The organism is Alteromonas naphthalenivorans, assembly GCF_000213655.1.
In the GTDB taxonomy this organism is placed as follows: domain Bacteria; phylum Pseudomonadota; class Gammaproteobacteria; order Enterobacterales; family Alteromonadaceae; genus Alteromonas; species Alteromonas naphthalenivorans.
The window spans coordinates 2,748,554-2,762,234 of record NC_015554.1; the positions used below are offsets into that span (position 1 = coordinate 2,748,554).

At 43.5% G+C, this 13,681-nt stretch carries 11 protein-coding genes; 3 read left to right on the forward strand and 8 right to left on the reverse strand.

The genetic code is table 11. The annotated features are described in order from the left end of the window. Nucleotides 1-221 precede the first annotated feature (221 nt). Complete coding sequence (gene nhaD, locus AMBT_RS12075) at nucleotides 222-1,466, forward strand: sodium:proton antiporter NhaD (RefSeq protein WP_013784907.1); 1,245 nt, start codon at nucleotides 222-224, stop codon at nucleotides 1,464-1,466. A 181-nt stretch (nucleotides 1,467-1,647) separates the two neighbouring features. Here the strand turns inward: nhaD and AMBT_RS12080 are convergent, their stop codons facing one another. The 6 genes from AMBT_RS12080 to ffh all read right to left on the reverse strand — a co-directional run bounded on the left by AMBT_RS12080 (nucleotide 1,648) and on the right by ffh (nucleotide 10,202). Further along, nucleotides 1,648-2,067 (reverse strand): tellurite resistance TerB family protein, encoded by a 420-nt coding sequence (locus AMBT_RS12080; protein ID WP_013784908.1) that lies wholly within the window; start codon nucleotides 2,065-2,067, stop codon nucleotides 1,648-1,650. Nucleotides 2,068-2,341: 274 nt separating this feature from the next. Further along, a complete protein-coding gene (locus tag AMBT_RS12085) occupies nucleotides 2,342-3,562 on the reverse strand; it encodes a hypothetical protein (protein ID WP_013784909.1) in 1,221 nt (406 codons plus the stop codon). Then, nucleotides 3,559-4,194, reverse strand: coding sequence for a condensin complex protein MksE (locus AMBT_RS12090; protein WP_013784910.1), 636 nt, complete (start codon nucleotides 4,192-4,194; stop codon nucleotides 3,559-3,561). The genes AMBT_RS12085 and AMBT_RS12090 overlap by 4 nt, the downstream gene beginning before the upstream one ends. After that, entirely contained in the window at nucleotides 4,191-7,931 is a 3,741-nt protein-coding gene (locus AMBT_RS12095) for an ATP-binding protein (RefSeq protein WP_013784911.1), read from the reverse strand. The genes AMBT_RS12090 and AMBT_RS12095 overlap by 4 nt, the downstream gene beginning before the upstream one ends. 254 nt (nucleotides 7,932-8,185) lie before the next feature. Then, the gene (locus AMBT_RS12100) at nucleotides 8,186-8,518 is read right to left on the reverse strand and encodes a hypothetical protein (protein WP_013784912.1); all 333 of its coding nucleotides are present in this window, start codon (nucleotides 8,516-8,518) and stop codon (nucleotides 8,186-8,188) included. A 253-nt stretch (nucleotides 8,519-8,771) separates the two neighbouring features. Continuing rightward, nucleotides 8,772-10,202 carry a signal recognition particle protein gene (gene ffh / locus AMBT_RS12105; RefSeq protein ID WP_013784913.1) on the reverse strand — a complete coding sequence of 477 codons (1,431 nt, stop codon included), beginning with the start codon at nucleotides 10,200-10,202 and terminating at the stop codon, nucleotides 8,772-8,774. A 322-nt stretch (nucleotides 10,203-10,524) separates the two neighbouring features. Here ffh and AMBT_RS12110 point away from each other — a divergent pair, with 322 nt between their 5' ends. After that, nucleotides 10,525-11,316, forward strand: coding sequence for a cytochrome C assembly family protein (locus AMBT_RS12110; RefSeq protein ID WP_013784914.1), 792 nt, complete (start codon nucleotides 10,525-10,527; stop codon nucleotides 11,314-11,316). Nucleotides 11,317-11,444: 128 nt separating this feature from the next. Continuing rightward, nucleotides 11,445-12,737 (forward strand): HlyC/CorC family transporter, encoded by a 1,293-nt coding sequence (locus AMBT_RS12115; RefSeq protein WP_013784915.1) that lies wholly within the window; start codon nucleotides 11,445-11,447, stop codon nucleotides 12,735-12,737. On the opposite strand, the gene AMBT_RS12120 is transcribed toward AMBT_RS12115, so the two are convergent. Further along, entirely contained in the window at nucleotides 12,734-12,922 is a 189-nt protein-coding gene (locus AMBT_RS12120; RefSeq protein ID WP_013784916.1) for a hypothetical protein, read from the reverse strand. The two genes, AMBT_RS12115 and AMBT_RS12120, sit on opposite strands and share 4 nt — an antisense overlap. Before the next feature lie 164 nt (nucleotides 12,923-13,086). Then, nucleotides 13,087-13,599 carry a phosphohistidine phosphatase SixA gene (gene sixA, locus AMBT_RS12125; protein ID WP_013784917.1) on the reverse strand — a complete coding sequence of 171 codons (513 nt, stop codon included), beginning with the start codon at nucleotides 13,597-13,599 and terminating at the stop codon, nucleotides 13,087-13,089. Between the last annotated feature and the right edge of the window lie 82 nt (nucleotides 13,600-13,681).

Here is a 13,681-nt window from a genome sequence, read left to right on the forward strand (position 1 = left end):
TAAAAGCTGCACTATTTAAGCTTCATCATGATTATAATTGTCGCCGATTGTGTAATTGGTAAATCATTTTTTCACTCTTTTATCAGGTGATAGCGGAACATTATCAGGCTGATAGTTAAAATGTCGCATAAAATAGTTCATTCATGCCCATTTCGCTGTTTATTTCATTCCCTAGCTCTTAAAATCCGCGCGAATAAAAATTGCTGTTAGGAACTGACACCATGTTAGACGTGGCACTTATTGTCATCGCCATTCTTGCACTACTGTGCGTTATCTTTGAAGACCTCATTCATATAGACAAAGCCAAAACCACCTTGTTACTTGGCACTATCTCTTGGCTACTTCTATTTATATTTTCCCCCTCTATTTCTCAGACCGAGCACATCAACGATGCTTTGATGACTAACCTTACTGAGATTTCCACACTGTGGTTATTTTTGGTGGCAGCGATGACATTCGTGGCGTATTTAAACCGAAAAGGGTTAATTGAAAATGTGATGAATATTGTGATGCCAAAGAAAATTAGCTTGAAAGCATTACTGTTCTTTACTGCTATTTTCAGTTTTTGCTTCTCCTCATTAGCCGATAACATTACAGCAACTCTGGTTTCAATCGCATTAGTCTTGTCTTTGGGCTTACCATTAAAACAAACTATACGCTTTTCCGTTTTGGTGGTGTTCGCCGTCAATTCTGGTGGGGTGTCATTGATTACCGGCGATGTCACAACGCTGATGATTTTCCTGCAACAAAAAGTGTCTATTACCGAACTTCTCATGCTGATAGTCCCTTCTTTTGTCACCGTGATGTTGCTAGCAGCATTGCTTAGTATTGGCATTACTGGGGAAGTAAGAATTAAGAAACAGCGAAATGATATTGCGACGGTTGATTACATGATTGCCGCCATATTTCTTGCGACCATAATATTTACATTGGTCGCCAACGTCATGTTTTCCATTCCGCCCGTACTTAGCTTTTTAACCGGTATGGCGGTTATGTTTATGGTGGCAACGCTCTACGGGAAACATAACGACAACGACCCCATACTTGACTACATTCGTTACATTGAATTCGATACCCTGCTGTTTTTCTTAGGTGTGCTATTGCTTGTAGGCATGCTGGAACACATTCACGCACTTAATGGCTTTATGTATTTATACGATTCACTGCCTGTGAGCGTAGCCAATTATCTGATGGGGATAGTGTCATCCCTGATAGATAACGTACCTTTAACCGCAGCATTGTTAAAAGCTGAAATAGCAATGACGACGCCCGAGTGGTTATCGTTCACTTATGCGGTAGGTGTGGGTGGCTCTTTATTGGTGATAGGATCTGCAGCAGGTATTGTGGCCATGAGTAAAGTGGAAGGGCTAACATTCGCTACTTTCCTACGTTACTCTGGCCTATTACTGCTTACTTATAGCGTTGGCTACACCATGGTTTTGTTGTTAGCTAATGCATTTTTCTAGTAAGACAATGTACTAGTAAGACAATGTACTAGCGAGAAAATGTACTGAAATCACTATTCAGTGACCCAGTCTTTGCTACCAATCTTTGTTACAAAGCTTGTTACCAAGCTTTGATACAAAAAAAGTAACTTGTGTGCATAACATCTAGCTAAGCGCTAGGCGTTTACCGAGCGCTAGGCAGTTAGTGCGGAGCTTGGTTGTTAAGCTGATTAGACAGCGTACTGCTGCCTGCTATCAATGCCTTGGCCAATAGTTTGTGGGTAAGTACCGATAACAGCTCTGTTTCTGCTTCACTTCGCTCTCCATCAACGCCAGTGATTGCCATGGCAACCTCTAGGGTTTTTTCCGCGTTAAAAGATAGGTCATCTTTTAACGCGCGCATGAACTCAAGTTCATCGCCAGTATCAATAGCTTGTCTGGTCTGGTAAATCGTATCGTTTAAAAAAGCTTCCCGGCAGATTGGACTTTGCCAATCTAGTTCTTCAACCATGGAATTGAGATAATCTTGTTCAGATAACGTCACCATACCGTCTACTTGATATAACAATACTGACAATTTGATAAGTGCTTGATTAAAGGTTTGTTGCTGTGAAAGTTGCATAGTTTCATCCTCTTCGTGCCATACGCATTGGCACCACTACTTGCCCGCATCCTGCTAGGCAGTTTATTGTTTTTCACGAGAGTATTAATGTTGCTCCTGCTCGTTGACAGCTATATCACGCCACCATGAACAATTAAGTTCAATGTGTGAATTAAATGTAAAATAACTGTTGCTATTATAGTCTTTTCTTTGCGAGATCCAAGTAAACTTGCGTATAAGAAGCCCGAAATAAGTGTAAAGACAAATGTAAAAACCAATATAATAAATAGAGCCGCTAGCGCAGCCCTAGGGTGATATCGTTAATGTAGAAGTTGCCTGTAAACGTTTTGTCATTTTCACCATGAGGATCGAGGGCAAAAAATTGCTTTTCTTGATCGGCAAGCGCTTGATAGCCTCCAATCACTTGATACATCCATACCTCACGATCAAACGCTAACGCTTTTTCTTCATAATAGGTTAACGCTGTTTTCGGTTGGCCCGAATCAATAACCTCACAGAAGAAGTCTTCTATGGCTAACTGTAATTCATCCTTTTCAAGAGATACCGTAGATTGTTCGGTTACATCGATATCTTGCTGTGGTTCAGCATCATCATGTTTAGTAGCACGTTGATGAATATGCGTAAGCGAGGACACAATCTCTTGGTAATCGTTTTCGTGCTCAACATTATTCACATCTGGCGCAGCGGCACTCATCACGCTGCTTGATTGATTAAACAGTACTGGCACTTGCGTCAAGTTAGTGTAGTTACCCGGCGCAAAGTCAGGGTGTTGCTCCATGTGTAGCAAGTAGCCCTTAAGCAAGCGAGTACGACCTTGGAATTCTCTGAATCGCCCGAGTAAATCTATCAAACGCGCTTGCACCACCGAGAGTTCTTGCGCAGCTTTTGAAAAACGCTGCTGCAAAGACACCACCAGCAAATGGCGAAGTTCGCGGTTTGAACCCGCTATTTCACTTAATTCATCGAAGCGGAAACATTCCAGCTGTGATAGCAAGTCAGTCACCTGCCCTTGCGCTAGTTCATTTTCACGAATTTTCGCATCTACCGACGACACATAACCAAACTCATTAGTAATGCGCCCGAACAACACACGTACGCTGTTCGATAAAGACTCTGACAGTTGATACACATGCTCGGTTAAATCGCTCATGTGCGCAGCGGATTCGTTGTATTTATTGTAATGCAGGGCTTCTTTATAATGCTCTGCTAAGGTTTTTAAACTCGCGAGCGACGCACCGATATTGGCATTAATGGTGCGGTTTCTTTCATCTTGTAAGCTACCTTCTAGTAACGTACGAACTGCACTTTTAAGTCGTAATTCACTTTGCGATTCAGGGCGCCACAGCACACCAAGCTGCACCAATTGCTCTAATACCTTAGGGCTGTGGTTTTGCTCATCAACCGTGCCGTTTATATAAACCTGCATGATAAGGTCGCTGTGCTTACCCAATGCATTTAGTAAGCGAGCACCTGTTTGAATAAGCGCTTGGCTCATAACAAACTACCCTGGGTAATAGCAGCATCAGCTTGCTCAGATAAACTTAACGCTTCTGTTTCATCAATAAAACGCAGCATTTCATACAAGTGCTCTACTTTACCGGTGGCAAGGTAAATCTGCTTTTCTGGGTTTGGCTTGGTTAAGTAACCCATTTCGGTTAAGCGTTTAAATACCTGCTTTAACTGGCCATCTAAATTCACGCTGGTAGAACCAAACATGCGGTAACGAGAAATTTTCTCTAGTTGCTCGGCATACGCAGGGGTATCTTCAATAGTAGTTTGCAGTTCGTTTAAGCGAATAGCGTTGCCCATAGTCACCGGCATATCAGACTCATTGGCTTGTTGTACTAACAACAACCATTCCACCAGCGGCACTAAGTTCGACGCAGTATCCTGAAACTGTTGGGTTAGAATTTTGCGCTCTGCCTCACCAATGGTTAAGTAACTGGCAAAAAAAACATCGCCTTCAGCTGTGCTTGAAAGTGTGCGGTTTAGCAATGCTAAATGAGGCTCTAATTGCTGAGCTTTCTCACGGTTTTTCAAAAAGCGCCATGCTTCTTCGTCAGTAACCTGACAAATAAAAGTCCCTTGCAATAGTGCGCTTAACACGCGGCCTTGTTCCGTCATCATGATAATGTCTCCTGGCTAGCGGCATTCCCTTTATCTTGTGCTTTTTTAGCCTGTAGGCGAGCAGCAATACCACTGGTTCTCGGCTGAACTACCTGCAACTGGCGGGTGACTTTGTCAATAAGGTAGCGATTCTCAAACAAAGTCAGTACTTCCGATTCAGGGTTCGGGAATGCGCCTACAACACTAATATTGTTGTTCTGACAGGCATCGAAAATTTTCTTCACGTTGCTTTGATGCAGTGTACCCAACTCATCAATGGGCCAGTGTACGGTTGCTTCTGCATCGCCTCGCAATAAACGGGTAAAGGCCAGTAAGAACTTACATAAAATAAGGTAAGCCATACCATGACTAGACGATTCATTTAACTGGCGATCGGTGCGAATAACCAAGTCGCTCTTGCCTTCACGTAAATGAAGTTCGATATCAAGCAATTTACTGATGCCGCCAGTAAGTGCAGCGCGCCCTAAAATGTCTAGCACACGACGCATACTTAGCCCGTACTCTTCATCAGGCAAGGTATTTGCGCCCTCTTCCATCCAGTGCTCGTACAGCTTTCTAAACTGCTCTAGTTCTGGCCAAAATTCTAGCTCGCTAATGCGAGATCGAATTTTCACAGCTGAATCAGACACGCCATCTAGGAACAACTCACCGTCGACTTCTTGGGTAATTCGGCGGCTTTGCGACACAATGCGCTTATCTATATCGGCAAGTACAAAGTAGTACTGAGACAAGTCGGCACCGAATATTCTGCCCTGCTCACGTAGGCCTTGCAGTTTCTGAGGTACTATCACGTTAAGCAGCTGAGATAAGTGCGATACCATACGGCGATGGTCGAAGCTCTTTACTCCATGGGCGTTAATGGTGGCGCATTCTTCGCGAGCCCGTTCCCAGGTATCAGAAAGCCCAGTTCCAGCTTGCGCTGCAATTAGCTGATCGAATCTTTCTACATAAGCACGAATATCGCTATAAAGGGTGTCTCGTTCTTGCAAATGCCCTTGTACTTCAGAAATACGCTGGTTCACACTGACATCGTCATGCTTAATTTCAGTAAACTCTTTTGCAGCTTGCAGGGTAAGCTTACTGAGTGATTTGCTTAACGAACGAACTTGTTCTAATTGATCTGTTGCAGTTTTCAGCCTAGTTTCAAGTGAAGCCTGCATCTCAAGTAGTTGTTCACGCGTCGCTTTATATTCACTTTGCTTTTGAGCCAAACCGCGCTCAGATTCCCCTAACGATTTCCGCGCTTTTGCCAGTTCGTCTTGCCATACCACTTTTTGTTTAGTGAATATGGTAGTGTACCAACGCTCATAATCGGCCACTTTATGGCGGTGGGTTTCGGTGCGGTTTATATCTTCTTTCAGCTTATTAATTTGCTTCTTAAGCTGACCTATTTCGTCTATGTCTACACCGCGATTATTCAGCTCATTTTCAAGCCACTTTTGCATATCTTCACGGTCGCGAGCGGCATTCGCTTTTGCCTGCTGCATGTCTTTATCAATTTGAGAAATACGCCCTGTGCTATCGGCAATTAGCTGTTGCCAATGGAAGCTATGTTCTGTTTCCGACTCTCGCTGCTGATCTTTTATTTCGTCACGGCTAAGTTCATATTGGGCTTTGGCTTGTTTTTGGGCTTGAAGATTAGCTTCAAGCTTTGTTTTCGCCTTTTGCTTGCGTGCGGAAAGCGCCTGCTGATATTCACTTAACAGGCTATCACGGTCTTGTTGAGCGCGCTTACGGCTAGCTTCAGCACTTTTAACCGCATTGTCTTTTTGCGTCATCGACAATTCAGCATTGCGAACATCTTCATTGGCTTTAGCTAAGCGCGTTTCGCATTCATTCTGCGCAGCAAGGGATGCCGCTTGACGAGTTTCAGCTAACTGAAGCTGTTGCTTCAAGGCTTGTTCAGTTTGCGCGTATTCAGGCGTTTCAAGCTCTGAGAGGGCTAAGTTGATGCCCATCAGCGAAGTGCTCGTTTCGCCGGTGTCTGATTTAGCGTCTTCGGCAGCTTTAGTCACGCTGGGGCTTAAGTCGTTCCGGTCTAACAATTCAGGGCGAAGTACTTTACCTAGCGATAACTCCCAATCATCAACATTGGCACGTAAGAACTCTAGCAATGAGCCCTCACCCGGGTACAACAAGCCATTGATTTTTGAAACTGCACTTTCTTCTTTTTGAAAGGCAACGCGCGCTTTATCAAGCGCATTTGAAGCATCTTGCCTAAACTGCACCGCTTTACTGTGGGCTTGCTGAGTTTGTCGGTAAGCCGCTCGAGCTGCATCTTCGTTAACTGACGCTTCTTTAGTAGCGGCATCAAGCAAATCTAATTGCGACTGCTCAAATTCGTTGTAACCCGCGTTAGATAGCGAGGCCTTTAGTTCAGCTTCAGCTACTTTAAGCTCACCAGAGGCGGTTTGAAAATTGGCTTGTAGGGTGCTGAGCTGGCCTGCGTAATCATCGCGAATGCGGGCAATGGCTTCATGTTCTTGTTGGGTTTGCTCTGCTTTGGTTTCCGCTGCCTCTTGCCTAGCCGCTGATAGCGACTCTAACGAGAGTGACAACTTATCGCCTAGTTCAGCCAATCGTTTGTTATAAGCTGATTCAATATCTTGGTGCTTTTCGGTAAGCAATAGATAGCGGCTGTCGGCCAGTTCGCGGGCGTTTTGCCACTGCGCTAGATTGGCTACATCTTCTTTTAGTTTATCGATATTCTGGTCTTGCCATTTATCGAATTCACGCTCAACGGTATCGAGTTCACTGGTGTATTTTTCAACATCAGCACGGGCAGACGAAATAACTTGATTAAGATGATCCCGCGTATCGTGCCACTGACTATCAGTTTGTTTACGCTGGAAGGTATTCTCATCTAATTCGTTTTTAGTGGTATCAACGCGAGTAGATAAGTGTACCTTATCAAGCTCAAAGCTATGCTTTAAGTTGGCTAACAGTTGCTCAATGCTGCTTAACGCCATATCGGCTTGTTCAAGTTTGCTGAACTCAGGGCGAATATTGTCGAACTGTTTAATTAACTGGCACTCTTTAATCCAGTCATCAACACGATTACGGCTTAAGCCTGATGTAGGCGGTGTTACCCCATCTTCTTCCAAAATAGCGGCAATCATGGCTTTGATGGTTTCCATCTTGCCTTCTTTTGAATGTACTGCTTTTGCAAGCTTTTCAATATGACGCATATGCTTGCTGGGCTCGCACAGGCTGAATATTTTGGCGTAACCTAATAGTTCTCGACCGTTACCGCTTTGGTTTAATACACCATGATCGTTTTGTACAATCGCGCGGAAATCTTTGGTGTTCAGCAAACTGGTTACCATCACGTTATTGCGTTTCATTGCGCGAGCAAGTTCCGCACTGCTTACGCTAACGTGTTTACCACTTTTTTGCTTAATTAAGTAGTCGTCAATATCGAACGGTTTTCCTACTAAGCGATAGTTAACGCCCGTGCCATTAGAGCTTAAAACCGCTTGGCATATATCACCGTCGGCGCGAGCATACTCATAAATAATAAAGCTAGATAAACGAGGTAAGTACCAACGTTCAAAACTGTCACGGGTGGCTGGTACTACACGACTAGGATATTCGCCGTAAAAAACTGGAATGAGCCGCTGCAAGGTAGTTTTACCCGATGCATTTGTACCACAAATGTTGGTATGCCCATCAAGCTTCAATTCTACTACACCCGGTAAATGGGTATCGATGAGAACAATACGTTTTAAGCCTGCCATTCAGTATCCTATTATTTTGAGTATCAGCACACAGCCCCCTTTGGAGCTTGAAGCACATTTATCTATTTTAAACGTTGTATTTTTACAATTAACAAAATGCACCTCAGGTGCTACTTGTAAATCGATTAATGAGCCGTTCAGTGTATTATGAAATGAATGATTTGCACAGGCAGTATGAAGAGACAAACACAGTAGAATGAGTAACTGCTGTTTTTTTACGCAATGGTGATAAGTGTTGTACTAAAAAGGGAAAGTTAAGCGACTACCTTGGCAGTAGTAACGTGGAAACCATGCTTTGTAAGCCATGCGAAACCTTCGCTCGAATTTTCGACATGACAAATATTGTCCTTGTGTTTCTCTGCATCTAACATGCGATTAAGCTGGTACGTTTTAAGTGCGTGATCTTTATAGACCCTCGCTGTATGTGTCATATTATTAACTTGTGCCCAAGGAGTATGATTAAGCTGTCGGCCTACTTTTTTAAATTCTTGGCTAAATTTCTCTGCAATAGCAAGATCCCAAGCGCCTTTGACATGCACAACCACCTCATTATTGTCTGTTCTAATGAAGTAGTTCGCTTTGATCATTATGGTCTCGTATAAAAATCTAATCGCGTAAGACTTTATTATAGCTCACGGTTGTCTAAACCATAATTTTACTAACTGATAAAATTCACTTAATTAGCAATACAGATGCCAATTCAGGCGCGGTGATAGACGCGTAAAACTGCTAACGCCCTGTCACTTAAACCAAACGACTTGCACATAGAATTAGATGCAAAAAAATAAAAAAAGCCTCATTTAGTCAAATGAGGCTTTCAAAATAATCAATTTTTAACAGCTATCTTGGGGGGAACATACCGCCACCGCCGCCGAAACCACCTGGGCCTCCGCCGCCACCAAATCCACCTGGTCCGCCCGGGCCACCTGGAGGCATCATGCCTTTCATCTGGCGCATCATTTTTTTCATGCCGCCGCCAGACATTTTCTTCATCATCTTCTGCATTTGAGTAAACTGTTTAAGTAAACGGTTCACATCCTGAATCTGAGTACCAGAACCTGCAGCAATACGACGCTTGCGCGACCCTTTAATGATATCAGGGCGAGAACGTTCAGCCGGTGTCATCGAATTAATGATGGCTTCCATCTGATTAAACTGCTTGTCGTTGGCTTGTTCTTTAATCTTTTCTGACATACCGCCCATACCAGGCAGTTTGTCCATCATTCCCATCATGCCGCCCATGTTCTTCATTTGCTCAAGCTGATCTTTAAAATCTTGCAGATCGAAGCCCTTGCCTTTTTGAACTTTTTTGGCCAGTTGCTCCGCTTTATTGCGGTCAACCTTACGTTCTACTTCTTCAATTAAGCTGAGTACATCACCCATGCCTAAAATACGTGACGCGATGCGCTCTGGATGGAATGGCTCTAGCGCATCTACTTTCTCGCCCATACCGATAAACTTAATAGGTTTACCTGTAATATGACGAACAGAAAGGGCAGCACCGCCGCGCGCATCACCATCGGCTTTCGTTAAGATTACGCCGGTTAATGGTAGTGCATCGTTGAACGCTTTTGCTGTATTAGCCGCATCTTGGCCTGTCATGGCATCAACCACGAACAAGGTTTCAATTGGCTTCACAGCAGCATGTAAATCTTTAATCTCTGTCATCATGTCACTATCGACATGTAAACGACCCGCGGTATCAACTAGCAGTACATCAAAGAAGTTTTTCTTCGCTTCATCAATGGCGCCTTCAACAATGTGAATAGGCGTTTGCAAAATAGTTGACGGGTGAAAAGCTACATTCACTTCGCTAGCAAGGGTTTCCAATTGTTTGATCGCTGCGGGGCGATAAACATCGGCACTTACTACCATCACCTTTTTCTTTTCACGTTCGGTAAGGTATTTAGCGAGCTTAGCCACTGAGGTGGTTTTACCCGCCCCTTGAAGGCCTGCCATCAAAATAACCGCAGGTGGCTGAGTAGCAAGGTTTAGCTTTTCGTTAGCTTCCCCCATCACAGCTTCAAGTTCAGACTGAACAATCTTGATAAAGATTTGTCCAGGCTTCAGGCTCTTGGTAACTTCAGTCCCTACCGCACGTTCTTTAACTTGTGCAACGAAGGATTTAATAACCGGTAATGCAACATCCGCTTCAAGTAACGCCATGCGCACTTCGCGAAGCGTTTCTTTAATGTTGTCTTCTGTAAGACGCCCCTTACCACTGACATTTCGTAATGTCTGGCCTAAGCGTTCTGATAAATTTTCAAACATAGTATGAAACTTCTATTTATTTCAGACGTAATGCGCCTATTGTAACGTAAAAGGGCAACTTAACGTACCGTCTAGTGAAGGAAATTTCTTTCCTCTGTCTACTGCTCACGCATACAAGCGCGCTATGAGCCACCATTAAACTAATTCAGGTCGTTATTGTCTCATCTCGCAGGCTTGCATGCGAGGGAATTAAACGAACTCTATTGCCCCAATACATGGTACTTGCATAAAGAAAAACAAGGAGATGGTTGAATTTAAGCCCAACTTCCAGTATCAATACCGCCAGTATTGGTGATAAACACCATTTTTTACAGGAAACATCATGAACACCGCTTTCGCCATTGCCGCCGCTGCGCTTTACGCTATGGCCGCCATTGTTTTACTTGGCAAGTTTGTACATCAAGAAGGCCCAAACAAACGCTTAGGCCTAGGCATAGCTAGCTTAGGTGTTGTTGCGCATATTGCGTTTTTGCTTAAAGTTATTATGGTTGCGCCTGGCCAAGACATGAGTATTACCAATGTGCTTTCACTCGTGGCGTGGATAATCACCACCGCCATGCTGATATTTGCTCGCGCTATTCCCAACCTAATTTTGCTTCCGGTAGTATTTGGGTTTGCTAGCTTATCAGTGCTGGCCTCGCTATTTATCCCCGTGTCTTACATCATGCATATAGAGCTGCAACCGGGGCTAGTGGTGCATATCAGCTTGTCTCTGTTTGCTTATTGCACATTGGTTATTGCTTTTCTTTATGCCTTGCAAATGTCATACATTACCTATCGATTGAAGCAAAAAGGCGCAACGCTTCTACATTCATCTTTGCCACCTTTGATGTTAGTCGAAGGCATATTGTTTAAACTTTTGCTGGCGGGTACCTGCTTGTTATCTGTATCACTACTTAGTGGATTTGTTTTCTTAGACGATATGTTTAATAAAACGTATGCGCATAAAACGGTGCTATCAAGTGCCGCGTTAGTGGTGTACTTAATACTATTGGTCGGTCAGAAACTTAGAGGATGGCGCGGCAAACAAGTGATATTTATGACAGTACTCGGCGTTATTCTACTGTCACTTGCTTACTTCGGTAGTAAATTGGTACGAGAAATATTGCTATAAATCGCCATTTATCCAAATGAATTAATCAATTTTACGTGCACACCTAGCGTATGCTGCGTATATTGCACATGTAGACCTAATTTCAAATTATAGTATTTGAACATCAATAAATGATAGGAACCCAATAGTTGGACGACATATCTACGAGTACGCTGTTTATCGCGCTCGGCGTACTCATATTACTTTCTGCGTATTTCTCTAGCTCTGAAACAGGCATGATGTCGATAAACCGATATCGCCTCAAGCACTTGCAAAATGAAGGCAATAAATCTGCCCAACGGGTTCAAAAACTTCTTGATCGCCCCGATAGACTTATCGGTCTTATATTAATAGGGAATAACCTTGTAAATATTGCCGCGTCATCGTTAGCGACAATTATTTGTATACGCTTGTTTGGCGATTACTGGGGCTTGTTCGCCGCTACCTTTGGCTTAACTTTAATTCTACTTATTTTTGCGGAAGTCACCCCAAAAACATTAGCTGCGCTTTACCCCGAGAAAGTGGCCTTCCCGAGTTCAGTCATACTATTACCCTTGCTAACGATACTTTATCCGTTCGTGGCGTTTATCAATGGCATCACCAATGGCATTTTAGCACTGCTTAAAATTAGCCCCTCAGATGGTAATGACGACTCTTTAAGCCGCGAAGAATTACGCACTGTGGTATACGAAGCGGGAAGCCTTATCCCTAAAAAACACCAAGATATGTTGGTGAGCATCCTTGATTTAGAAAGTGTCACTGCTGAAGACATCATGGTGCCAAGAGCTGAAATTGTTGCCATAGATATTAACGATGAATGGAAGCGGATTCAGAAGCACCTTACCCATGCCCAACATACCCGCGTGTTGCTTTACCGCGATAGTATTGATGATGCAGTAGGGTTTGTGCATGTGCGCGATGCACTGCGGTTACTATCAAAAGACCAGTTCACCAAGTCGAGTCTATTACGTGCGGTAAGAGAGATATACTACACGCCAGAATCAACGCCATTACATACGTTGATGTATAAGTTCCAAGCAGAAAAAGAACGTATAGCACTCGTTGTTGATGAGTATGGCGATATTATGGGCTTGGTTACGCTAGAAGATATTCTTGAAGAAATTATCGGTGATTTCACGACAAGTATGGTGCCTGATCACAGCAAAGAAGCGCACGTTCAGCAAGACGGTTCTGTACTGGTAGACGGCAGTGCTAACATTCGCGACCTAAATAAAGAAATGGATTGGAACTTGCCTACCGAAGGGCCGAAAACGTTGAATGGGTTATTGCTAGAGTATTTAGAAGAAATTCCTGAGAACAAAGTGAGTGTTCGCTTGGCAGGTTACCCGTTAGAGATTGTGGATATTACCGAAAACATGATCAAAACGGTTCGTATTATGCCGGAGTACTTCAATGCACCCCAGTCTGGCGCTTCAGACTAGATTTTATCTACTGCTTTTTGAGCACGTTTGGCAAGCACTTGCGCTTTTGCAGCCGCAACCTTGTCAGACAACGTAGACAATTTTGTAATAATGTCCTGCATCTCCTCATCTTCGCGCAAATCTGCTTCCGCCATGTGCGACTGCAATGAACGCTTGAGGAGTTCAGGAATAGATTTGCTGGTCATTCCCCACCCTGCTTTCGAATAAACTTTGACACTCTCAATATTAATTATCGGTCAAAAACAAAACTTCTGAAGCAAAATTCACAAATAAATCTTTAGTCTAATGTAACCATGGATGTTCAAGTCAGATACACACTTATCTCGGCCTATTATCGTCAATTAAACCTTCAGCCTTGATAATGCGTTACCAAGATACCTTTTTGTGTTCTGGGTGAGTATCGGATGACGGCAATAGAGGCGGTAGCGAATAAACTGGTTGTGTAAGACTGGCACAGTGCATCAACTAAATAGCTAACTAAGGGCATATGGCTAACCACCAATATTCGCTTAAGAGGTTGTTTTGTATTCACAGCACTGTGAATGCGTGCCGACAAATAATCGCTAACCAATTCTGCTGAGCCGTCGGGAATAATATCTTCATTGACTTCGACTTTATCAGCGACAATATCGAGAGACACCATATCAAGGGTTTGACGCGTTCTGCGATAAGGGCTGATTAACGCCAAATCCACGGCGTTGTCGGGACAATAATTCGCACACAACCACTGCGTGGCGGCCGACGATTGCTGTCTACCAACTTGAGTGAGCTGCCGACTTTTGTCATCCAAACGCGGCGCTTCTGCCTCTCCGTGGCGCATGATAAATAAAAAAATGTCGTCGTTGCTACTTTGACCTGACATAACATTACGCATACTATGTTTTATGTGCAGTTACGATAACAGAGTGCTTTAATTACGCATAGCACAAAACCTAAATAGTGGT

What these genes read in the sequence shown, in the direction of transcription:
- ffh (WP_013784913.1), bottom strand. Translation starts at nt 10,202, where the DNA reads ATGTTTGAAAATTTATCAGAACGCTTAGGCCAGACATTACGAAATGTC.
- AMBT_RS12090 (WP_013784910.1), bottom strand. Translation starts at nt 4,194, where the DNA reads ATGATGACGGAACAAGGCCGCGTGTTAAGCGCACTATTGCAAGGGACT.
- sixA (WP_013784917.1), bottom strand. Translation starts at nt 13,599, where the DNA reads ATGTCAGGTCAAAGTAGCAACGACGACATTTTTTTATTTATCATGCGC.
- AMBT_RS12085 (WP_013784909.1), bottom strand. Translation starts at nt 3,562, where the DNA reads ATGAGCCAAGCGCTTATTCAAACAGGTGCTCGCTTACTAAATGCATTG.
- AMBT_RS12095 (WP_013784911.1), bottom strand. Translation starts at nt 7,931, where the DNA reads ATGGCAGGCTTAAAACGTATTGTTCTCATCGATACCCATTTACCGGGT.
- AMBT_RS12080 (WP_013784908.1), bottom strand. Translation starts at nt 2,067, where the DNA reads ATGCAACTTTCACAGCAACAAACCTTTAATCAAGCACTTATCAAATTG.
- nhaD (WP_013784907.1), top strand. Translation starts at nt 222, where the DNA reads ATGTTAGACGTGGCACTTATTGTCATCGCCATTCTTGCACTACTGTGC.
- AMBT_RS12100 (WP_013784912.1), bottom strand. Translation starts at nt 8,518, where the DNA reads ATGATCAAAGCGAACTACTTCATTAGAACAGACAATAATGAGGTGGTT.
- AMBT_RS12110 (WP_013784914.1), top strand. Translation starts at nt 10,525, where the DNA reads ATGAACACCGCTTTCGCCATTGCCGCCGCTGCGCTTTACGCTATGGCC.
- AMBT_RS12120 (WP_013784916.1), bottom strand. Translation starts at nt 12,922, where the DNA reads ATGACCAGCAAATCTATTCCTGAACTCCTCAAGCGTTCATTGCAGTCG.